The 23,184-nt window shown below is 40.2% G+C and carries 22 protein-coding genes; 5 read left to right on the top strand and 17 right to left on the bottom strand.

The features are described from left to right. Window positions 1-157 precede the first annotated feature (157 nt). The gene (gpt, locus tag M1E86_RS04575; protein WP_102139783.1) at window positions 158-622 is read right to left on the bottom strand and encodes a xanthine phosphoribosyltransferase; all 465 of its coding nucleotides are present in this window, start codon (window positions 620-622) and stop codon (window positions 158-160) included. A 435-nt stretch (window positions 623-1,057) separates the two neighbouring features. Between gpt and pepD the strand changes: the two genes are divergently transcribed. Further along, on the top strand, window positions 1,058-2,518 hold the full coding sequence (pepD, locus tag M1E86_RS04570) for a beta-Ala-His dipeptidase (protein ID WP_125893637.1): 1,461 nt from the start codon (window positions 1,058-1,060) through the stop codon (window positions 2,516-2,518). Window positions 2,519-2,565: 47 nt separating this feature from the next. Here pepD and dinB read toward each other — a convergent pair whose 3' ends face one another. Continuing rightward, window positions 2,566-3,621 (bottom strand): DNA polymerase IV, encoded by a 1,056-nt coding sequence (gene dinB / locus M1E86_RS04565; protein ID WP_125893639.1) that lies wholly within the window; start codon window positions 3,619-3,621, stop codon window positions 2,566-2,568. A 282-nt stretch (window positions 3,622-3,903) separates the two neighbouring features. Between dinB and M1E86_RS04560 the strand changes: the two genes are divergently transcribed. After that, entirely contained in the window at window positions 3,904-4,800 is an 897-nt protein-coding gene (locus M1E86_RS04560; RefSeq protein ID WP_213912862.1) for a glycerophosphodiester phosphodiesterase family protein, read from the top strand. Window positions 4,801-4,997: 197 nt separating this feature from the next. Here M1E86_RS04560 and nqrM read toward each other — a convergent pair whose 3' ends face one another. The 8 genes from nqrM to M1E86_RS04520 all read right to left on the bottom strand — a co-directional run bounded on the left by nqrM (window position 4,998) and on the right by M1E86_RS04520 (window position 12,354). After that, window positions 4,998-5,225 carry a (Na+)-NQR maturation NqrM gene (gene nqrM, locus M1E86_RS04555; protein WP_102139747.1) on the bottom strand — a complete coding sequence of 76 codons (228 nt, stop codon included), beginning with the start codon at window positions 5,223-5,225 and terminating at the stop codon, window positions 4,998-5,000. Between the two features lie 18 nt (window positions 5,226-5,243). Beyond that, complete coding sequence (locus M1E86_RS04550; RefSeq protein ID WP_125893643.1) at window positions 5,244-6,275, bottom strand: FAD:protein FMN transferase; 1,032 nt, start codon at window positions 6,273-6,275, stop codon at window positions 5,244-5,246. Window positions 6,276-6,515: 240 nt separating this feature from the next. Further along, window positions 6,516-7,742 carry an NADH:ubiquinone reductase (Na(+)-transporting) subunit F gene (gene nqrF / locus M1E86_RS04545; protein WP_213912863.1) on the bottom strand — a complete coding sequence of 409 codons (1,227 nt, stop codon included), beginning with the start codon at window positions 7,740-7,742 and terminating at the stop codon, window positions 6,516-6,518. Window positions 7,743-7,757: 15 nt separating this feature from the next. Beyond that, window positions 7,758-8,354 (bottom strand): NADH:ubiquinone reductase (Na(+)-transporting) subunit E, encoded by a 597-nt coding sequence (gene nqrE, locus M1E86_RS04540; RefSeq protein WP_125893647.1) that lies wholly within the window; start codon window positions 8,352-8,354, stop codon window positions 7,758-7,760. A 4-nt stretch (window positions 8,355-8,358) separates the two neighbouring features. Continuing rightward, window positions 8,359-8,988, bottom strand: coding sequence for an NADH:ubiquinone reductase (Na(+)-transporting) subunit D (locus M1E86_RS04535; RefSeq protein WP_213912864.1), 630 nt, complete (start codon window positions 8,986-8,988; stop codon window positions 8,359-8,361). Beyond that, a complete protein-coding gene (locus M1E86_RS04530) occupies window positions 8,981-9,775 on the bottom strand; it encodes a Na(+)-translocating NADH-quinone reductase subunit C (protein ID WP_426099265.1) in 795 nt (264 codons plus the stop codon). The genes M1E86_RS04535 and M1E86_RS04530 overlap by 8 nt, the downstream gene beginning before the upstream one ends. Next, on the bottom strand, window positions 9,768-11,006 hold the full coding sequence (locus M1E86_RS04525; RefSeq protein WP_213912866.1) for an NADH:ubiquinone reductase (Na(+)-transporting) subunit B: 1,239 nt from the start codon (window positions 11,004-11,006) through the stop codon (window positions 9,768-9,770). Before M1E86_RS04525 ends, M1E86_RS04530 begins: the two co-directional genes overlap by 8 nt. Before the next feature lie 4 nt (window positions 11,007-11,010). Next, entirely contained in the window at window positions 11,011-12,354 is a 1,344-nt protein-coding gene (locus M1E86_RS04520) for a Na(+)-translocating NADH-quinone reductase subunit A (protein WP_125893655.1), read from the bottom strand. A 416-nt stretch (window positions 12,355-12,770) separates the two neighbouring features. Here M1E86_RS04520 and M1E86_RS04515 point away from each other — a divergent pair, with 416 nt between their 5' ends. Then, complete coding sequence (locus M1E86_RS04515) at window positions 12,771-13,508, top strand: L,D-transpeptidase family protein (RefSeq protein ID WP_213912867.1); 738 nt, start codon at window positions 12,771-12,773, stop codon at window positions 13,506-13,508. On the opposite strand, the gene M1E86_RS04510 is transcribed toward M1E86_RS04515, so the two are convergent. Next, entirely contained in the window at window positions 13,479-14,246 is a 768-nt protein-coding gene (locus M1E86_RS04510) for a class II glutamine amidotransferase (RefSeq protein WP_213912868.1), read from the bottom strand. The genes M1E86_RS04515 and M1E86_RS04510 overlap by 30 nt on opposite strands. Window positions 14,247-14,274: 28 nt before the next feature. Next, the gene (lpcA, locus tag M1E86_RS04505) at window positions 14,275-14,853 is read right to left on the bottom strand and encodes a D-sedoheptulose 7-phosphate isomerase (RefSeq protein WP_125893661.1); all 579 of its coding nucleotides are present in this window, start codon (window positions 14,851-14,853) and stop codon (window positions 14,275-14,277) included. Window positions 14,854-15,243: 390 nt separating this feature from the next. Between lpcA and fadE the strand changes: the two genes are divergently transcribed. Next, window positions 15,244-17,709: an acyl-CoA dehydrogenase FadE gene (fadE, locus tag M1E86_RS04500; RefSeq protein WP_319863439.1), complete on the top strand. Its 2,466-nt coding sequence runs from the start codon at window positions 15,244-15,246 to the stop codon at window positions 17,707-17,709. Window positions 17,710-17,788: 79 nt separating this feature from the next. On the opposite strand, the gene M1E86_RS04495 is transcribed toward fadE, so the two are convergent. The 4 genes from M1E86_RS04495 to lysA all read right to left on the bottom strand — a co-directional run bounded on the left by M1E86_RS04495 (window position 17,789) and on the right by lysA (window position 21,225). Beyond that, on the bottom strand, window positions 17,789-18,484 hold the full coding sequence (locus M1E86_RS04495; RefSeq protein ID WP_213912870.1) for a hypothetical protein: 696 nt from the start codon (window positions 18,482-18,484) through the stop codon (window positions 17,789-17,791). Then, entirely contained in the window at window positions 18,481-19,137 is a 657-nt protein-coding gene (locus tag M1E86_RS04490; RefSeq protein ID WP_213912871.1) for a hypothetical protein, read from the bottom strand. Before M1E86_RS04490 ends, M1E86_RS04495 begins: the two co-directional genes overlap by 4 nt. Window positions 19,138-19,158: 21 nt before the next feature. Further along, window positions 19,159-19,794: a sel1 repeat family protein gene (locus tag M1E86_RS04485; protein ID WP_213912872.1), complete on the bottom strand. Its 636-nt coding sequence runs from the start codon at window positions 19,792-19,794 to the stop codon at window positions 19,159-19,161. 171 nt (window positions 19,795-19,965) lie between these two features. Continuing rightward, complete coding sequence (gene lysA, locus M1E86_RS04480) at window positions 19,966-21,225, bottom strand: diaminopimelate decarboxylase (RefSeq protein WP_112307884.1); 1,260 nt, start codon at window positions 21,223-21,225, stop codon at window positions 19,966-19,968. Between the two features lie 126 nt (window positions 21,226-21,351). Here lysA and M1E86_RS04475 point away from each other — a divergent pair, with 126 nt between their 5' ends. Then, on the top strand, window positions 21,352-22,287 hold the full coding sequence (locus tag M1E86_RS04475; protein WP_213912873.1) for a LysR family transcriptional regulator: 936 nt from the start codon (window positions 21,352-21,354) through the stop codon (window positions 22,285-22,287). Here the strand turns inward: M1E86_RS04475 and M1E86_RS04470 are convergent. Then, entirely contained in the window at window positions 22,261-23,181 is a 921-nt protein-coding gene (locus tag M1E86_RS04470; protein WP_213912874.1) for a LysR family transcriptional regulator, read from the bottom strand. The two genes, M1E86_RS04475 and M1E86_RS04470, sit on opposite strands and share 27 nt — an antisense overlap. Window positions 23,182-23,184 lie beyond the last annotated feature (3 nt).

Genomic DNA, 23,184 nt, shown 5'->3' with positions numbered 1-23,184 from the left:
GCCAAAAAAAAGAAAGGGAATGCAAAAATGCATTCCCCAAATTATATCGTGTTTAGCTTAAATATTTTAGGTATTAATGTGTTCTTGCAATCAATAAAGTCGATAACACTTTATAATAACAATGTTTTTTCACCTAAAAATCGCCTGAAACACAGACTTATTTATCTTGTTCACACAACGGTTTAACAAAAACGACACCCATATCCCATGGCTGTTCAATCCATGTGTCTTGTGGGATATCGACTACGTAATCATCAACTAATGGACGACCCGCTGGTTTAGCAAAAATAGTCACAAAGTGCGCTTTAGGGTACATATCACGAATAGCTTGTGCTGTACCGCCAGTATCAACTAGGTCATCAATGACAATATAGCCTTCACCATCACCTTCGGCGCGTTTAATCACGGTTAATTCACGCTGGTTGTCATGGTCATAGCTAGAAATACAAACGGTGTCAACGTTACGAATACCAAGCTCACGTGCGAGAAGTGCACCAGGAACAAGGCCACCACGGCTAACCGCGATAATACCAGTCCATTGCTCTACTGGTAATAAACGTTGTGCGAGTTTACGGGCATGTATTTGCAACATATCCCACGTTACGACATATTTTTCGCTCATAAAATTCGGGTCCCGACTGCTGAGTAAATCTGAAATGTGTCTTGCGGAAAAAAGGTTGCGCGAGATTATAGTGATTTGGCCGGTTAAAAACCAGCAAAAAGCGTCATTCACCATTAATTATTATCATTTACACTGTCCATTGCTTAAAAGAAAGTGTTATCCTGAGTTTATCAGCAATGCATCATTTAATTTTGCATATCAAGCTAGTAACTAACATAACTCAACTAAAAATCTCTGAGGTAATTTGAGTTGCTCGGTCAATAAAACTAGTGATGCCATACCCCAAGGAAATTAAATATTTTCCCTAAATAATTTGGGTTGTGGCTAGGCGGCAAATGAGAAAATCCCTAGGAACATACATAAGTATGTGACTAGGGTTTACGAGTGAAGCCAACAACGCTACAACTCAAAATATGACGGGAAAAGGAGAAAAACGTGTCTGAACTTGCTACATTATCCCCCCAACCGCTATGGGACATTTTCGCTAAAATCTGCTCTATTCCACACCCTTCATACCATGAAGAGGCTTTAGCCGCACATATTGTTGATTGGTCAAAACAAAAAGGCTTTCACGTTGAACGTGATGAAGTAGGCAATATTCTGATCCGTAAACCGGCTACGCCTGGTTACGAAAACCGTAAAGGTGTTGTTTTACAAGCTCACTTAGACATGGTGCCACAAAAAAATAACGACACGGTACATGACTTTAAAACCGACCCAATTCGCCCATATGTTAACGGAGAGTGGGTCACAGCTGAAGGCACCACTTTAGGTGCTGACAACGGTATTGGTTTGGCTTCTGCATTGGCGGTTCTTGCCGATGATAGTGTTGAACATGGCCCAATGGAAGTTCTCCTGACCATGACCGAAGAAGCCGGTATGGAAGGTGCCTTTGGCTTGAAAGCAGGCTGGTTGCAAGCCGATATTCTGATTAACACCGACTCAGAAGAAGAAGGTGAAATTTACATGGGTTGCGCCGGTGGTGTTGATTTCACAACCACATTTGACCTGACTCGTGAAGCATTACCACAAGGCTATAAAACTTTCACAATGACCCTAAAAGGCTTGAAAGGTGGGCACTCAGGTGGTGATGTACATTTAGGCTTAGGTAATGCCAATAAGCTGCTAGCGCGTTTTCTGGCAGGACACGCAGAAGATTTAAGCCTAAAATTATTAGATTTCAGAGGCGGTACTGTCCGTAATGCGATTCCTCGTGAAGCCTATGCCGTTATTGCTGTTCCAGCAAACAAAGTTACTGAATTAACGGCATTAAGAACACGCTATGAAGATATTCTGAAAAACGAATTAGCTGTCGTCGAACCTAACCTTGTGCTGCTACTAGACGAAACACAGAGTGAGCTAAAAGCGCTTTCTGATGACTGCCAAAAACGTTTTGTTTTCTTCTTAAATGCGGCGCCAAACGGTGTAATTCGCATGAGTGATGTTGCTATCGGCGTCGTTGAAACGTCACTTAACGAAGGTGTTGTACGCCTTACTGAAGATAAAGCAGAAATTATCTTCCTTGTTCGCTCACTCATTGATAGCGGTAAAAACTACGTTGTTAACATGCTGACATCTATCAGTAAACTAGCACAAGCCCAATACCGAGCAGAAGGCAGTTACCCTGGTTGGCAGCCGGATGCAGACTCACCAGTCATGCATTTAGTCAGCGAGACCTATAACAAGCTGTTTGGTAAAATCCCTAATGTGATGGTGATCCACGCAGGCCTTGAATGTGGTCTATTCAAAAAACCTTACCCAGACATGGATATGGTTTCAATTGGGCCAACGATTCGCGGTGCACACTCCCCTGATGAACGTGTGCATATTGCAAGCGTTGGTGAGTATTGGAAATTATTAACAGCGGTTTTAAAAGCTATTCCTGTCAAAGAATAAACTGTTGATGACCTAAAAGCCAAACACCCATCACCAGATGGGTGTTTTTATAATTCGAGTAACAATTGTCGTTCAAGCTGCGGGCTTTGCAGCATGACATGTAAACCAACTAGCCGAACACCACGCCCTAAGCGACGATTATCCCAAACTTGTTTCGCTATTTGCACCAAATCTTGTTTATTAAGAACTGGATATACGTGTTCTTGTGTGGTTTGCTGGAAGTCTGCAAATTTAAATTTCACACCTTGGCGAGCAATTCGTAGGTCAGGTTTTACCTTCGCCAAACGCCGTTGTAATTCGTCATATAATTTATCAAGTAACTGTAAACAATCGGTCCATTGGTCAATATCCACTGCAAGCGTGCGTTCAACCCCCACTGATTTTCTTAGCCTATCAGGGTTAATAGCTCGCTCATCGATACCATGGCAACGCTCCCATAGTACCTGCCCAAATTTACCCATACTTTTAATCAATGCAACAACATCATATTTTTGAACATCAGCACAAGTCATCAACCCCATATCCGCTAATTTTTGGGCTGTTACCTTACCCACACCAGGGATCTTTTTTAGAGGCAAGTTAAGAACGAATTGTTCGATATTTTGCGGAGTGATTACGAATTGACCATTAGGTTTATTCATATCTGAAGCAATCTTTGCCAAAAATTTTATTGGCGCTATCCCTGCTGAAGCCGTTAATTGCAGTTCATCGAAAATTTGCTGACGAATAGCCTCTGCGATTAACGTTGCAGAGCCGTGCAATTGTGTGCAATCCGTGACATCCAAATAAGCTTCATCAAGAGAAAGAGGTTCTATGAGGTCTGTATAGCGTGCAAATATCTTTTGAATATGCAAAGAGGTTTCTTTATAAAGTGCCATATGCCCAGGAACAACTTTCAAGTGCGGGCAAAGCCTAAGTGCAATTGCTGTGGACATCGCACTGTGAACACCGTAGCGACGAGCTTCATAATTTGCAGTGCTAATCACACCTCGACGATCTGCACTTCCCCCCACCGCAATAGGCACATTGCGAAGGCTGGGATCGTCCCGCATTTCTATCGCTGCATAAAAGCAGTCCATATCAATATGAATAATTTTACGCACGGGTTAGCTCTGCCAATCAAACACCTGATTAAATATACAGTATATTTATTGGCTATGCAATTATTGCTACGTCACCATAAAATTGATGAGCAGGGAGATAACTTAATGATAATTAGGCAATTCATCATATTGCAATAATTATCTGCCAAGCTACCTAATTAAATGCTTTATTTAAAGTTTGTCTTAAAAACAAGCATTAATACTTACTTTTAAACAAGAAAGTAATAAAAAGAGTTGTTTTATCAACGACAATACCTTGAAAACTATCTATGGATTATATCTATGGCAATTATATCAACATCAAAATATGTTAAGTTTATGGCAACTCTCATAATACTGTTTGCTAGCCAGACCGCTTTTGCACTATCCCCTAAAATTGTTGCGCACCGAGCAGGAACTGCGGATGCTCCTGAAAATACGCTTTACGCTATTGATTTAGCGATTAAAAATAAGTCAGATGCGATTTGGATAACCGTACAATTAAGTAAAGACAATCAATTAGTTTTATATCGTCCAAGTAAACTGGATGAACTAACCGATAAAAAAGGTAAGGTATCCACTTACACAGCTGAGCAACTAAACCAAGTCAATGCAGCTTACCAATTTAGCCAAAAACATAATCAACAATTTCCTTTGCAGAAAACCACGATTAGTACGTTAAAAACTATTTTGCAAGAATATCCGAATACAACTTTCTATGTTGACCTGAAATCACCTGATGCAGACCCTAATATTCAAGCAAAAGCTATTCTTAATCTATTGAAAGACACACATAGTGTTAATCGAGTACGTTTTTATTCAACTAATGGCGCATTTTTAAATGCACTAAAAACTCTTGAGCCTAAATTACAGTTATTCGAAAGCCGAGATGAAACTCGCACTATACTGGCAAATAGTGTGATAAGCCATCAATGTCCTATGAAAAATCATGAATCTGAAACCCGTTGGTTCGGTTTTGAATTACATCGAAAAATTGAAGTTGTTGAGAAATACACTCTAGGTGAAGCTCGTTCACCTGCGGTTATTTCATGGGACAAAGAAGCTATTGATTGTTTTAGAAAAAATGGCAAGGCTTATATCATTGTTTTTGGTGTTAATAATGAAAGTGACTACCAACTCGCAAAAGAAATTGGTGCTGATGCTGTAATGGTTGATTCACCTAAAGCATTTAGAAAATAATATACTTCAATATAAAAACTAAGTTATTTCAATAATAGCTTAGTTTTAACTTACATTATTTAAAATAATCATTTTATTTTATTACATAATAACAAGTTATATTAAAGCATGTCTGTAAGATTAAATTGTATAATGGTCTTTCATAGCGACCTTAGCCAACAATACTGTTAGCTAAGGTCTATAAATGAAGAGTTGAATTATATAATACGGTTTTTATTGAGCAGTTTTTTACGTGCTTCTTCGCGTGCCATGCGTTTCTTACGTGCATCACAAGGTTCGGGACAATCACACACTTTTTCAACACCAATACTGCTTAACCCACCGCAGCTACCTTGAATACTCTTACGCTTAATAATGTACCCAAGTGACATGCCTAAAAAGGCCAACAAAAACAGTGCAAAGGCTGCAATGAAAATATTAAGCATTTTTTTGTCCTCCCACAACTACTGTTTTTTGGTTAAAAACGGTTCGAATGCCTTAGTATAACGCTCTTCAAAACCTTTATCTGTCTTAACAATCATGAAAACAGGAATATTCATTTTTTCAGCTAAAGCAAAGCCAGCTTCAGGCCCCAAAACATTTAGCCCTGTAGATAAGCCATCAGCACTCATGCAATTTTCTGCAATCACCGTAATAGAAACTAAATTATGGGTGATTGGTTTTCCTGTTTTCGGGTCAATGGTATGAGAAAAACGAACACCATCTTGTTCGAAATAATTGCGATAGTCCCCTGATGTGGCAATAGAACGGTCACCGGGTTCAATGACCTCCTGTGCTGTTTGGCTTACCCCATCCGCTACAGGTTTTTCTATTGCAATACGCCATGGTACTTCTTTACCATTTGTTCCTTTTGTACGTACTTCACCACCAATATCAACCATATAATTATTGATATCTAATGATTCTAAATATTCAGCAACAACGTCAACACCATAACCTTTAGCAATTGAGGAAAGGTCGACGTACAGCTCAGGGATTGTTTTAATTAGGTTATTATCTTGAACGGAGAGTTTTTCGATACCTGTCCAGGCTCTACGTTTAGCCAACTCTTCATCTGAAGGTGCTTTAGTCACTCTTCCTTCAGGGCCAAAACCCCATAAATTAACTAAAGGTCCAACCGTTACATCTAATGAACCACTTGTCAGCTTATTAATTTCAATCGCTTTTTTAACCACTGTTGCCGTTGCAGCAGAAACAGGGAATGGTGTATTCACTTCTTTAAATTGGTTAAAACGACTTAATTCTGAATCTGGGCGGTATGTTGACATTTGGTCGTTAACTTCTTCTAACCGTTTATCTATTTCAGCTTGAATAGCTTCAGGCTTTGGCTCCGAAGAGTCTGTAACATATTTAACCGAATAGTACGTGCCCATCGTTTGTCCCTGAAGGTTCTGTTGTTCAGGTCCACCACAGGCAGTAAGAAACAGAGCCGCAACAAATAGCAGTATTGGGGTATAGATTCTTTTACTTAGCATAATTTTCTCCGCGTCAATCATGAGCGCATTTTGTTAAGGTCGCCCAGACTATTAACACACTTTACATCGTCACCCATGCAGAGAATGTTCCAGTCAAAATAATTATAAATATATCGATTAAATGCTAACAAATTAGCACTTAATCGATTTACTAAAATCACAAAGAGGGAAAATATTTCCCCTCTTTAAAGTATTACTGCCTACTGACTTTGATAAGTCTAATAAAATCAGCTGAGTTGCTTAACCACCGAAGTCATCCAATAAGATATTTTCATCTTCAACACCGAGGTCTTTCAACATTTTAATCACAGCAGCATTCATCATTGGAGGCCCACACATATAGAACTCACAATCTTCTGGCGCTGGATGGTCTTTTAAGTAGTTTTCATATAAAACATTATGGATGAAACCTGTATAACCATCCCAATTATCTTCAGGCATAGGGTCTGAAAGCGCGACATGCCATGTAAAGTTTTCATGTTCTGCAGCCAGTTGGTCAAAATCTTCTGTGTAGAACATTTCACGGACTGAACGTGCACCATACCAGAAACTGATCTTACGTTTAGAATTCAAACGACGCAGCTGGTCAAATATATGAGAACGCATTGGCGCCATTCCTGCACCACCACCGATAAACACCATTTCTGCATCCGTTTCTTTCGCGAAAAACTCACCAAACGGCCCAGAAATCGTTACTTTATCCCCTGGCTTTAATGACCAAATATAAGAAGACATGATCCCCGGTGGGACATCTGGATTACGAGGAGGTGGCGTAGCTATACGCACGTTTAGCATAATAATGCCATACTCTTCCGGGTAGTTTGCCATAGAATAGGCGCGAACAGTTGGCTCTTTAACCTCAGACACATAACGGAACAGGTTAAATTTATCCCAATCTTCTCGGTACTCTTCAGGCACATCAAAATCTTCATATTTGACAACATGTGGTGGACACTCAATCTGAATAAAACCACCTGCACGGAAAGGTACAACCTCGCCTTCTGGGATTTTCAGTTTCAGCTCTTTAATGAAAGTGGCTTTGTTATCATTAGAAATAACTTCACACTCCCATTTTTTCACACCAAAAATTTCTTCTGGAAGCTCAATTTTTAAATCTTGTTTAACGTTGACCTGACACGCTAACCGGCAGCCTTCTTTTGCTTCGCGCTTATTAATGTGAGAAAGCTCAGTCGGCAGGATATCACCACCGCCTTCTTTGATTGTCACACGGCATTGACCACAAGAACCACCACCACCACACGCTGATGAAACAAAAATACCTTGGTTTGATAACATGCCTAATAGCTTGTCACCCGCTGGAGCTTCAAAGCTTTTGTCCGGATCGCCATTAACTTCAACTTTGATGTTCCCTGTATTGACTAGCTTGGATTTTGCAAACAGGATTAAACCTGTCAGCACCAAGACAATCAGGGTAAACATCACGACACCTAAAATAATAATTTCCATGAATTCTTCTCGCCTTTATAGCTGCACACCGGAGAAGGACATAAAGCCCAATGCCATTAAACCGGTTGTCACAAAGGTGATACCTAACCCTTTTAGACCCGATGGAATATCTGAGTACTTCATCTTCTCACGGATAGCCGCCAGTAATACGATTGCGAGCATCCAACCGATCCCCGAACCAAACCCATACACGACCGATTCGCTAAAGTTATAATCACGTTGAGCCATGAAAGAAACACCACCGAAAATTGCACAGTTAACGGTAATCAATGGCAAAAAGATACCTAACGCGTTATACAGTGACGGGAAGTAGCGGTCTAAAATCATTTCCAGGATCTGAACTAACGCGGCAATAACCCCGATAAAAGTGATGAAGTTCAAGAAGGATAAGTCAACACCTTCCGCAATCGCACCATCACGTAATACCAAGTTGTATACCAAGTTATTGGCTGGAACAGAGATCCCAAGAACGACCGTTACAGCGATACCCAGTCCAAAAGCGGTTTTTACATTCTTCGATACCGCAAGGAAAGTACACATTCCCAAGAAAAATGCTAATGCCATATTTTCAATAAAGATGGCTTTAACAAACAGGCTAATATAGTGTTCCATGTGATTAGTCCTTCTCTACCTGAGCTGGTTTCAGAGTCCGTAGTCCCCAAATCAGCATACCAATGATAAAGAATGCACTTGGCGCGAGGAGGAACAAGCCATTTGGCATGTACCAACCACCGGTTTGTAGTGATTCAAAAACTGTGATACCAAACAATTTGCCGGAACCAAATAACTCACGGAAAAAACCGACTAAAACAAGGATCACACCATAACCTAGACCGTTACCAATACCGTCCATGAAGCTTTCAATTGGTGGAGCTTTCATTGCGTAAGCTTCAGCACGTCCCATGACGATACAGTTAGTAATAATCAAGCCAACAAATACAGAAAGTTGTTTTGATATTTCATAGGCGTATGCACGTAAAATTTGGTCAACGACAATAACTAAAGATGCAATTATCGCCATTTGAACGATAATACGCACACTGCTCGGAATATAGTTCCTAATGAGTGAAATAAAGAAGTTAGAAAAAGCCGTTACTAAGGTTACAGCAATCGTCATAACAAGCGCGGTTTCTAACTTTGTTGTCACTGCCAATGCAGAACAAACCCCTAATATCTGTAAAGCAATTGGGTTATTATCAAATAGCGGCCCAAGCAGGACGCGTTTTACTTCTTTTGAATCAGCCATTATTCAGCGCTCCTTCACGTACTTTTTTCAGGAACGGACCAAAACCGTTATCCCCTAACCAGAAATCAAACATATATTGGATCCCGTTTGATGTTAGAGTCGCACCTGAAAGGCCGTCGATACCGTATGGGTTATCTGTAGCACCACCGCGCACGATTTTAATTGCCGGGATCCCCTGTTCATTGAACAGTTTTTTACCTGGCCATTGTGCTTTCCACTGAGGATTATCAACCTCACCACCCAGCCCTGGTGTTTCACCATGTGCGTAGTAAGTAATACCACGAGAGGTAACGCCATCTGCATCTACCGCAATAAAGGCATACATGACAGACCACAAACCAGAGCCATAAACAGGTAAAATAATTTGTGATATTTTTCCTGCTTCATCTTTAACCAAGTAGATTTCAGCACTATTGGCACGGCGGCGGATTTTTGCAATATCCTCTGCAGGAGAGAGTGCAATACTCGTTTCTTCGCTGCGTAGCTCGCTATTTAAGTCATAACGGCTAGTGCTGTCAGATAATTCATTAGTTTTAAAATTCAAAAGCTTAGGTTCGATGCGTTCCTTATACACATTTTGAACTTCCTCAGCGGTCATTTTAGGCTGTAGCAATCCAGCAACACTTAAAATGTTACGTTGAGTATCTAACTGAATTTGTTCTTGCTGCTGTGGTTTTAAACCAACGGCAGCACCTGCGACGACAATAGAGCACACTAGACAAAGAATAAAAACAACTAGAAATGTTCTGCCGACGCTATCGTTATTCATTGGTTTTTCATTAGCCACGAGCTTTTCTCCGCTTAATATTTGCTTGAACGACCAGATAGTCAAACAGAGGAGCAAACAGGTTGGCGAATAGGATCGCCAGCATCATCCCTTCTGGATAAGCTGGGTTAACAACCCTGATAAGGACACACATTACACCGATCAAAATGCCGTACGCCCATTTACCTTTGTCTGTGAATGAAGCTGATACTGGGTCTGTCGCCATAAAAATCATACCGAATGCGAAGCCACCAAGTACCATGTGCCACCACCATGGCATAGCAAATAACGGGTTGGTATCAGAGCCGATGGCGTTGAATAGGTAGGACATTACGATCATACCAACCATCACACCAGCAACAATGCGCCATGATGCAATGCGGAAGAACATGATAAGAGCCCCACCAATAAACAGCATCAGAGTTGACACTTCACCGATTGAACCTGGCATATTACCTAAAAAGGCTTGCATCCAAGTGATAGGTTCATGAGTCACTGTGTTCATTAGCGCATGCTCACCACCGGTTGCCCATTGTGATAATGGTGTTGCACCAGAGAAGCCATCCGCAGCAGTCCAAACTAGGTCACCGGAAATTTGAGCTGGATAAGCAAAGAATAAAAATGCGCGTCCTGCCAATGCTGGGTTTAAGAAATTACGCCCTGTTCCACCGAAAATTTCTTTTGCAACAACAACCCCGAATGTTATCCCTAATGCCGCTTGCCATAAAGGCAATGTCGGTGGAACAATCAGTGCGAATAAGATTGATGAAATAAAGAAACCTTCATTGATTTCATGGCCACGAATAATCGCAAATAAGATTTCCCAGAAACCACCAACAGCAAACACTACAGCATAAATAGGAAGGAAATATACTGCACCCAGCAGCATTTTACTTCCCCACCCTGCATCCATCGAAAGCGATGCGCCTAAAAACTGCGCTAAGCTATAATGCCAATCACTCGCGAGAACTTGTTGTAACTCAACCCCACTATATAATTGGTGCAATGCTGGGATAGCTTGGTTACCAACGTTATACATTCCCCAAAACATTGCTGGGAAAACCGCTAGCCATACCAATATCATCATACGTTTCAGGTCGATGGTATCCCTGACATGAGAACGCCCTTTTGTTACCGTACCCGGCGTATAAAAAACAGTCGAAACTGCTTCAAATAACGCATAGTATTTTTCTAGCTTTCCACCGGGCTCGAAATGGTGCTCATACTTTTCAAATAAATTTTTCAGACCCATGGAATCACCCTTCTAGCTCAATCTTGGTCAGAACATCACGTAATACCGGACCATATTCATATTTCGCTGGGCAAACGTAGGTACATAAACCTAAATCTTCTTCGTCCAACTCTAAACAGCCCAATTCTTGTGATGTGTCAGTGTCTCCGGCAAGGAGATCGCGCAATAAATGAGTGACCATGATATCAAGAGGCATGACTCGCTCGTAGTTACCAATTGGTACCATCGAACGCTCGCCACCGTTCATTGTCGTTGTAAAATTAAAGCGTTTATTTTTCAAGAAGTGCCCGATTGTGGTACGAGTAATCGTAAATTTATTAACACCAGGCATAATCCAGCCAAATAATTCTTTATCGCGACCTTCGGCTAACACTGAGACTTGATTATGAAAACGACCAAGATAGTGATGAGTATCATCGCATGTCACGCCCCAAAGGACTGAACCCGAAATAATACGGTTTTCACCTGCTTTAAGCTGACCTTGTGTTAATTCATATAAATCAGCACCTAGGCGAGTACGCAGAAGACGTGGTTTTTCAACTTGTGGCCCTGCCAATGAAATTACGCGGTCTGTGTATAGGTGACCCGTAACAAATAGCTTACCAATAGCAATAACGTCTTGGTAATTAAGGCTCCAAACTTTTTTCTTAATACTAACAGGTTCTAAGAAATGAATATGAGTTCCCGCTAAACCAGCAGGATGCGGCCCTGCAAACTGAGTATAAGAAATTTGGTTATGTGTTGTGTTCTTCGGTAAGTCTCCCTCTCCATGACACACATGGATTTTACCTTCCGTTAAGCGACTTAAAACCAAAAGCCCATCGTTAAATGCTTGTTCTTGCTCTTGAATAACTAAAACAGGATCCGCTGCAAGTGGGTTAGTATCCATTGCAGTGACAAAAATAGCGACAGGTGAAGAACCAGGCTGAGGTGAACGGCTAAATGGACGCGTTCTTAAAGATGTCCACATACCCGATTTTATCAAATTATCTTCAACTTGCTGTTGAGTTAACGTTGATAGCTCATCACGAGTATAAGCTGCGAAAGTTTCTTGTTCGTCACCATCAATTTCGATGACAACAGATTGAAGCACACGACGCTCACCACGATTAATCGCAATAATTTGACCACAGGCGGGGCTTGTAAACAAAACCCCTGGGTTCTTTTTATCTTCAAAAAGAACCTGTCCTTTAACTACACGCTCACCTTCTTTAACCAGCATCGAAGGACGCATTCCGACATATTCCTCACCTAGCAAAGCTACGTGTTGAATTTTCGGGCCGTCTTCTATCACTTGGGCTGGCTCACCTGCGATAGGAAGGTTGAGGCCTTTTTTAATTTTAATCATAAGATCTGCACAAGTTTATCAGTTAAACCCTAAGCTAACGATTCAGCAATGAATGATAGCGACTCATTAAATAAAAAATAGCTCAAGCAATTGTCATCACTTAAGCAGGTATTCTCACATAATTGTTACTAAATTTTATCTTCTGCCAACTATAATTTTATCAGTTCCCACTCGCTATGTCCGGCTATAGAAGTGACATAGTTCAAGCAAATTGCATTAATATTTAAATTTTTCTGTTAACAATTCGTTATTATCGATGCTTTAGCTCATATTTATCGACTAATGTTTATTTTTTAAGCAACAAAGGTCCATCTAAAAACTATTAACAAACTATATTAATTTCCGATTTACTCATCTAGAATGCATAAAATATGTACTCTTTTTATTCAATAACATTTTCGTGATATGGCTTAAATATGAAATTAAGTAAATTTTTTAGTGCAATTTTCTTATTTACACTCATATATTCCCCTGCTATTCAGGCGAGTAACTATTCATTTCTACTTAACAATAACGTATCTGATAACCTAAACACATCTATTTTTATTCAAATATTTAAGCAAGAAGGTTTATTAGAACTCTATCAAAAAACGCCATCAGGAAAATATGAGTTATCGAAAACGTACCCAATTTGTAAATTTTCAGGCGGGCTAGGTCCCAAAAAAATTGAGGGTGACCTGAAAAGCCCGGAAGGATTTTATCAAATTACAGCAGAACAGCTCAATCCTAACAGTCGGTATTACCGATCTATCAATATTGGTTTTCCTAATGAGTTTGATAAAGCACAAGGCTATAACGGTAGCTATCTTATGATCCATGGCAGTTGCGTTTCTGTAGGATGTTATGCCATGACGGATAAATATATGGGAGAAATTTACCAAAGAGTAGAAACGGCCTTACTCAGTGGCCAACCTGTCATTAACGTCAGCATTTATCCATTTAGAATGACAAATGAAAATATGCTGCGCTACCGCAATTCCAGCCACTATAGCTTTTGGAAACAACTCCAACCTGCTTACGACTATTTCAACCGTACAGGAAGACCCGCCGAGGTGTCTGTCGCGTTCGGTAAATATGCAGTTATTGACCAAACTGAAACCCCAACAAAATTGTTAGGGTCTAAATCACAATATGCGCTCACCAAGATAGAATAAGACAAAGTTGCCAGGTTCAATTCGCTGCCAATTTTCGTTACCCGTTAGTGGTTGCGTAGCAATAACAGAAACGACATCAGTAGGTGTCGTGCATTGCTCAAAATCGATTTCAATATCTTGGTCAAGTAATTTAGCTTTACCAAATGGTGCCTTGCGCGTTAACCAATGTAAATTCGTTGAACTAAATGCCATCATATATTGCCCATCAGACAGCAACATATTAAACACACCTTTATGACGCAATTGGTCAGCTAAGGTCGCAATAAAGCGGAATACACTTTTCCAATTCGATGGCCTGCGTGGATACTTTTCACTGAGTTGATGAAGTATCCAGCAAAATGCCCATTCGCTATCGGTTTCACCTATCGGGCAATAGCGACCAGTTTTCAGTGTGCGATATCCCTTTAACTGCCCATTGTGCGCATACGTCCAATTGCGCCCCCATAGCTCTCGAGTAAAGGGGTGAGTGTTTACTAACGACACATCCCCTCGGTTTGCTTGGCGAATATGAGCAACAATACTTTCTGACTTAATCGGGTATTCCTGCACAAAGCGAGCGACTGGTGACACAAAACTCGGTTGGGGATCTTTAAATGTGCGACACCCGAGCCCCTCATAAAAGGTAATTCCCCAGCCATCTTTATGTGGGCCAGTTTGCCCACCTCGGGAAATTAACCCACTTAGGCTAAACGAAATATCGGTTGGAACGTTGGCACTCATGCCAAGTAACTCGCACATTTAAAAACTCCTGAAACAGTAATAACTGTTATTTCACCATCTCTTTTTCAATTAACTGAATTAAGATATGAATAACTTTAATATGAATTTCTTGGATACGGTCGGCATACCCAAAGTGTGGGACTCGAATTTCGATATCCGCGGTGCCGGCCATTTTCCCGCCATCTTTACCTGTTAGCGTGATGACTTTCATGCCTTTTTCACGTGCAGCCGCAATCGCTTTAATGATATTTCCTGAATTACCAGAGGTAGAAATTCCGAGTAAAACATCCCCTTTCATACCTACAGCTTCGATAAAACGTGAAAACACATATTCATAGCCGAAGTCATTACTCACGCAAGATATATGACTTACATCTGATATTGCGATCGCAGGATAGCCAGGGCGATTTTCGCGGTAACGTCCTGTTAATTCTTCAGCAAAATGCATTGCATCACAGTGAGATCCTCCATTACCACAAGATAATACTTTGCCACCCGCTTTAAAAGAGTCAGCGAGTAGAACTGCGGCCTGTTGGATAGCAGCGATATTGGCATCATCGTTAAGAAAATTCGATAACGTTTCGGCCGCTTCTGTCAGCTCACCACGGATTAAGTCTTGATACATGAGATTTCCTCTTAATTAAGAATACATTATAGAAAGTACGATTAATTCATATCCAAATTATCCTAAAAGAAAAATAGCGCTCCATGGCAAAACTCAAATAGATATCAGTAATTAATCTTTAATAGTCAGATTGTTGCACAGGGATAATTTTGTTTCTACTTTTGATTGTGCTGTCTTGATCCTATCGACAAAGTTCATCGGAACTCATAACCAATCACCTTACTTTTTATAGAGCCAATAAAACAAATTCCGACGATAACTTCCTTTATATGACGTTTTTGTGAGCTAAGTTGTAATTAAGATGTAAATATATTGCTAACTCTTTATTAATGGGTATAGATTAAAGCAACAAACAGGTCAGACCTCTTACAAGTGGATGGGAGCTTAATTATGATCCTTCTCAGCATTGTGTTATTTCTCGCCTTAATCGGCGTACTTTGTTATCACAGAACCGCTTTAATTTTTAGCACAGTATTGTTATTAGCCTACACCGCAGTGATGGGCGCCATGAACCTTTGGAGCTACTGGCTGTTACTACCAGTCGCCTTGGTATTATTTCCTTTTGTATTCAGCCCAGTCCGCCAATCTCTTTTCTCCGCTCGTGCGATGAAAATGTTCCAAAAAGTCATGCCACCGATGTCACGTACAGAAAAAGAAGCGATTGATGCGGGAACAACTTGGTGGGAGGGTGATCTTTTCCGTGGTGCTCCTGATTGGAACAAGCTACACAACTACCCGAAACCTCAATTAACGGCAGAAGAACAAGCGTTTATTGATGGGCCTGTTGAAACGGTTTGTGGCATGGTCAATGACTTCGAAGTGAGCCATGAACTTGCGGACTTAACACCTGAAGTATGGCAGTACCTACGTGATCACCGCTTCTTCGCTATGATCATCAAAAAAGAATATGGTGGCCTTGAGTTCTCTGCATATGCACAGTCACAGGTTCTACAGAAGCTCGCAGGCGTGTCTGGTATTCTTGCTATCACGGTAGGTGTGCCAAATTCATTAGGCCCGGGCGAATTACTGCAACATTATGGTACTGACGAACAAAAACAACGTTATTTACCTGGCTTAGCGACGGGTGAAGAAATTCCATGCTTTGCGCTAACCAGCCCTGAAGCAGGTTCCGATGCCGGTGCTATCCCAGACTCAGGTGTTGTTTGTATGGGTGAATGGCAAGGCGAGCAAGTATTAGGAATGCGTTTAACATGGAACAAACGCTATATTACCTTAGCGCCAATTGCCACCGTATTAGGCCTCGCATTCAAACTTTCAGACCCAGATAAGCTATTAGGCGGTGAGAAAAACCTTGGTATCACCTGTGCATTAATTCCAACCAACACCCCAGGAGTTGAAATTGGTCATCGCCACTTCCCACTAAATATTCCATTTATGAATGGCCCTACCCGCGGACAAGATATTTTTGTACCTATCGATTACATTATCGGTGGTCCAAAAATGGCAGGCCAAGGCTGGAGAATGTTGGTTGAGTGCCTTTCTGTGGGCCGTGGTATTACATTGCCATCTAACTCAACAGGTAGTTTGAAGAGTATTGCCATCGCAACGGGAGCTTACTCTTATATTCGTCGCCAATTCAAGTTACCCATTGGTAAAATGGAAGGAATTGAAGAGCCATTAGCACGCATTGCGGGTAATACTTATCTTATGGATGCGGCGGCAACTCTCATTACCTCTGGGATTATGTTAGGTGAAAAACCTGCTGTTCTATCTGCTATTGTTAAATACCATTGTACGCACCGAGGCCAGCGCGCCATTATTGATGCCATGGATATTACTGGCGGTAAAGGCATTTGCCTTGGGGATTCAAACTTTGTTGCTAGAGCCTATCAAGGCGCACCAATCGCCATTACGGTTGAAGGGGCAAATATCCTCACCCGCAGTATGATTATCTTTGGCCAAGGGGCTATCCGTTGCCATCCTTTTGTATTAGAAGAAATGGCCGCAGCACAGGATAATAACTTACATAAATTCGACAAAGCCGTATTTGGCCATATTGGTCATGTAATTAGTAATCAATTCCGTAGCTTCTGGCTTGGTTTGACCAATGGCCGTGGAAGTCATGCTCCGACCAAAGATGAAACACGTCGTTACTATCAAATGCTAAACCGCCAAAGTGCCAACTTAGCATTGCTATCCGATGTTGCCATGGGTGTGTTAGGTGGTAGCTTGAAGCGCCGCGAACGTATCTCAGCACGTTTAGGGGATATTTTAAGTAACTTATACCTCGCATCTGCAACTTTAAAACGCTATGAAGATGAAGGTCGCCAGAAAGCAGACTTACCGTTAGTGAAATGGGCGGTTGAAGATTGTTTATATCAATCAGAAAAAGCGATGGATGACCTCCTGAAAAACTTCCCTAACAAATTGGTTGCCGGGATCATGCGCATCACACTGTTCCCTACTGGCCGTGCGATGTCGACACCATCAGACCGACTAGACCATAAACTGGCTCAAATCCTGATGGAGCCATCAGAAACGCGCGACAGATTGGGCCGTGGGCAGTATTTAACACCTACGGAAAACAACCCTCATGGCTTAGTTAACCAAGCCTTGCTGGATATCATTGCCGCTGAACCTATTTTCGAACGTATTTGCCGCTTAAAAGAGCGTAAGCTCAGCTTTACTCGCTTAGATAAGCTTGCTGACCAATTACTTCCTGAAAATGTGATTACGCAAGAAGAAGCCGATATCTTGCGTAGAGCAGAAGCAAGTCGATTACGGACAATTAATGTCGATGAGTTTGAATTTGATGATCTGGGTGTACTTCCTACAAAAAAGTCGCCAAATGAGCCGTCAAATGAAGAAACCAGTAAGAAAAAGAAAGCGGCTTGATTGATTATTAAGTAATAAAAAACTCAAGGAGTTATTCGCCCCTTGAGTTTTTTATTAGTGTAAATTGTACATCAATTTTCTACGTACTCGGGGAGTTTTTTCGCTGTTTAGCCTCTAATATATAAGGTCGTAATTTAATTTTATTATCCCAGTCACCTAGCTTAAATTGGCAAATCTCCCCACCTTCATTTGCACAAATTGTTAGATACTCTTTTGCTTTGTCTATTTTTCCAAATTCATAAAAATAGATTTCAGAGGCGGCCTCTAACGCTAATAGACGGTAATAACCTTTAGTTTCTATCAACCTTTCCCAATATTTTATTGACTGATCCAAATCAATCTCCACACCAACTCCGTGATTATTAAAGTAAGCTAATCGGTATAAACCCAGCTGGAAATTAGGATCAATCATTACAGCTTTATTTAAATATTCTAAACCAATTAAACAATTTTCATCTGCAATTCGCTTTAAATTGACTAGACTTTTTTCAGAACAGGTCGAATCATCAAAATATAATAAAAATAAAAGATAATGGGTTTTGGCGTCACCTTTATCTACTTTATTTTTGAGTAGATAAAATTTCTCTGCTGTCTCAATTGGTGTCATGGCCTGAAAAAATTTTTTCTCTTCTTCATACTTCATATTATTAGTAGAAAAAGCAAGCATCCTATACGACGGAGGTTTCACGTCACTACTTTGTAAAAAATTTTCACTGTATGAATATGAATCATATCCACTGAGAATAAAAACTAGCACAACCAATAACCATTTCATATTAACCCATTAAATACGCGATCGTTATTTGATTTTAAAAATGGTAGTGTATTTTTCATTGTAGTCATTAATTCATTATTTAAGCTTATAGATGAAATACCGGCCTTACTCAAACCTAATAATTCTTCAGACTGCGTTTTACCATCACTGTTTTTATCCATTACCAATAATGCATCACTGGGAGAAACCCATCCGGTTTTTTTTAGCTCTCCATTAAATTTAAATAGCACACCAAAATCATATGGTAAAGTTTCCACTCCATTATTATTTAAATCATTATCAAACACAGGTCCTTGTCCCACAATTGTCAAAGATGATGCTTCTGAATACTTATTATGATCATCGAATGAAATATTATCCGTATTGGTCAAAAAACTATTACCAGCACTAAAACCTATAGATACGCTTTCAAATTGGTTACTTTCCGGATTTGTGCCTTTAAGACCAATAAACACATGACCAAAAGAAGAATCCCCTATATTTGTATTATCACCTACAACATCTATATATTGGCTATCTGGCGGAGAAACAAATATAGTAAAGCTAGGTCCTCCATAGCTAGAGAAACCATTATCATCTAATTCAAACAATCGACTATCACCTTCATTTACGCTTTGTAAATAATGTTCTGGTATATATTCTTTAACATCCATACATCCCCCCTTTTATCTCTATTAATTTCTCATATAGTTATCTATATCATTGAGATATTTTTTACATTTTTCGCTACCATTTTTAGCACCAATATCTGCATAATATCTAGATTTATCAATATTTTTTATATTTCCATCATCATCAAAAAGAGTAATTTCAACTAAGTAGTCACAGACTAATACAGAATCTCTCCCTCCTTTTTTTATTATTTTATCTAGAATTAGATTTGCTTTATTTTCATTTTTATTCAATACAACCCCTTTATGATAAAGTTTACTCATTTCAAATAACGCCATATTATTATCAGGATTTATATTAACTGATTCAATTAAGTAATTAACAGCTTTTTTGCAGATGAAATTAGGTATCGACGGTTTAAAATCAAAATACTTGCAATTAGAATCCTTAAGGAATAATTTAAATAATAATAAATTACTATTTGAATCTCCTGATGCAGCCTTTTCAACTAACAAAAAGAAATCTTTTTCATTTCTTGGTGGTGGGTACTCATCACTAATAGATGGTTCATATATTAAATACTTACTATCATAATTAAATGATAACATCCTATATGATGGCATAATGATATCTCTTTTAAAACCATTAGCTTTACACTCTAAAAAGGCTAAGCCAAGTATAAAAATCATCAATTTCATATTATTCTCATTTAAATAAAACCAATCATTAAAAGAAAACAAATTTATTTTTACATATAAAAAAGTATTGTAAACAACCTAAAAGAGTAATTTTAACCTTAATTAAAAACAAAAAAATCCAGCCATTTATTTAATAGCTGGACCCATTAATTTTTTGAGGAATTATTTAAATTACAACTCCAACGCCAATAATTCCTCTATCGTCTGGCGGCGGCGAATCAATTGTGGTTTGCCATTCACAAACATCACTTCGGGTAATAATGGGCGGCTATTGTAGTTTGATGACATGGATGCACCATAAGCGCCAGTGTCATGAAAAACCAGAAAATCGCCAACTTTTACCTCAGGTAAAGCGCGAGTTACCACTAAACCGCCCTCTAACTGGGTAAATACATCTCCTGATTCACACAGAGGGCCAGCGACAATAGTGTCTTTTAGTTGAGCCCCATCAACGTTACGTCCATCCGTGGGTAATACTGAAATATGGTGATAGCTGCCATACATTGCTGGGCGCATTAGATCATTAAAACCACTGTCTACAAGCACATAGTGGCGGCTACCCATATCTTTAACGGCTCGCACTTCAGCTAACAATACGCCTGATTCCGCAACCAAATATCGGCCAGGTTCTATTTCAAGTTCAATTTTGTGTCCTAAGTGTTGTTCGATACGTTGGCGAGCGTTATCCCATAAGCTGTAATAATGCTGCACATCGATTAATTCATCGCCTTCACGATACGGTGTTGATAGCCCGCCACCTGCTGAAATGGCATGAAGGTCAACCCCTGCGGTTGTGACTAACGCCACCATAGAATCACATACATCGGCAAGATGTTGATAGTCAACCCCAGAACCAATATGCATATGAATACCAATCAATGACAAATTGTAATGGCGAATTTTTTCTAACGCTAAAGATAAGTCTTCATGCCAAATACCGTGCTTACTATTTTCGCCGCCAGTATTAGTTTTTTGGCTATGACCGTGACCAAAACCAGGGTTGATACGCAGCCAAACAGGATGGCCAGCTTTTTGCTCGCCAATTTGTTCAAGCATATCAATCGAGCCAGCATTCACAGGGATATCTAACTCAGTGACTTTCGCTAATGTCGCCCTATCGAGCACATCCGCTGTAAAGACGATTTCTGAGTTTTCACGCCCGGGCTGGAACCCTGCCACCAGCGCACGTTCAATCTCCCCTAAGGAAACGGAATCGACTTTAACGCCTTGCTGCTTCATTAAGCGCAGGATATGAATATTCGAGCACGCTTTTTGTGCAAAGCGCACGGTATCAAAAACTTGTAATTGCTTGATACGCTCAATGATCACCGCGCTATCATAAACCCAAACAGGGCTACCATACTGCTCAGGTAATGCGCGTAAATACTCAGGGGTTAAATATTGGCTTGTTGTCGTTGCGAATGAAGTCATTGTCTTTCTCGTTTGCAAGTTTTTATTATATTAAAAGCTATTATTCAAAGAATAATACGGGAAAAAAAATATCTATTTTGCTAAAGTCTATTCATATTTGATATAGACTTTATTTAAGGACTTTTTATGCAAGCCATTTCATGGCGGCACATCGAAATATTCCGTGCAGTAATGACGACCCCTAACCTAACGGAAGCCGCTGCGCTGCTAAACACCTCACAGCCGACTATCAGCCGTGAACTTGCTCGCTTAGAATACCTTTTACAGTTTAAGTTATTCGATAGGGTCAAAGGACGTTTACAGCCAACAGCACAAGGGTTACGCTTTCTTGAAGAGGTTGAACGCTCTTATTATGGCTTGGAACGCATTAAAAATTCAGCAGAAACCATCCGCCGCTTCGAACATGCACAAATATCGATAACCTGTCTACCGGCTTTCGCCCAATCTTTATTACCCCAAGTTTGCCAGTCATTTATGGAAAACTACCCTGATGTCAGTATCACGGTGATCCCACAAGAGTCCCCTGTACTAGAAGAGTGGTTGTCAGCCCAACGTTACGATTTCGGCTTAACAGAGCATCTACAAATGCCACCAGGAACTGAACAACAAACACTGGGAAGTTTAAATGAAGTGTGTGTCTTACCGGCGAGCCACCCTTTAACCCAAAAAGACGTGTTAACCCCCAGCGATTTTCAAGGCCAACGTTTTATTAGCCTGTCATTAACTGACAGCTATCGTCAGTTAATTGACTCAACCTTTGCGGAACATCACGTCGAACGCAAAATGGTCATGGAAACGCATTCGGCATCATCCATTTGCGCCATGGCACTAAAAGGGATTGGAGTTTCTATTGTTAACCCGTTAACTGCATTAGATTTTCACCAACAATCCGCTGGGAAGTTAGCGCTGCGCCCACTCAGTTTTTCGATTCCTTTTACTGTTAGCTTGATAAGGCCTATTCACCGCCCCTCATCACAATTGACCAATATTTTTACTCAACATTTAGAGGATAACTTTAATCAAATAAAAACCCAGCTAACTTCCGCGCTGTTGCATCAATAACTGCCAGTGAGGTGAAGTTTCAAACCAATTGGCCAGATAATCAATCACCACCCTCAGGGCGGTTGGCATTTTTTGCCGACTAGTATACACAGCGTAAATACCTAGCGGCATTGGCGTATATTCAGGTAATAACTGAACTAACTTCCCTGAAGCCAAATGATTAGCAACTGAATAATAAGGTTGCATAGAGACACCTGCGCCTTGCAATGTTGCTTCAGCGAGAAATACGGATTCGTTAGCACTTAAGCGCCCATCAACTAATACACTATACTGCACGCCTGCTTTTTCAAATACCCATAAGCTACGACCAAAAAAATTGTAGGTTAAGCAATCAAGCAAAACTAAATCCTCTGGCTTTTCAGGCTGTTTTTTTCCTTTTAAAAAGTCAGGTGAAGCACAAATGACAGAATGGCAAGTTGACAAGGGTTTTGCGATTAAACTCGGTTCCAATTGATTTGTGATACGGATAGCCAAATCAATTCGTTCTTCTATCAAATTAACCGATTTATTCGATATTTGCATATCAATAGCCATATTCGGGTAGAGCTTCATAAACTCAGAAATAGCCACAGAGAGCGCACTTTGGGCGATTGATTGTGAACAACTAATACGCACTAAACCAGATAATGCTTTTGCATCAAGCTCTTGCTGCACAGGCACCATTTGGGAAATCGCATTAAGTTGCAAAGATTGTTGATATACCCCTTCCCCTGCTGAAGTTAGACTTAATTTCCGTGTGGTGCGATTTAATAAACGTACTCCCGCCCATTGTTCCATTTCCGACAAATAGCGTGTCACCATCGCTCTAGACATATCCAGTTTTTCTGCGGCTCCACTTAGGCTGCCCTGTTCAACAATAGTAATAAATACTTCTGCCGCTTTTAATCTATCCATACC

The organism is Providencia sp. PROV200 (assembly GCF_049901995.1).
GTDB classification, from domain to species: Bacteria; Pseudomonadota; Gammaproteobacteria; order Enterobacterales; family Enterobacteriaceae; genus Providencia; species Providencia rettgeri_E.
This window is presented reverse-complemented; position numbering and strand designations above follow the sequence as displayed.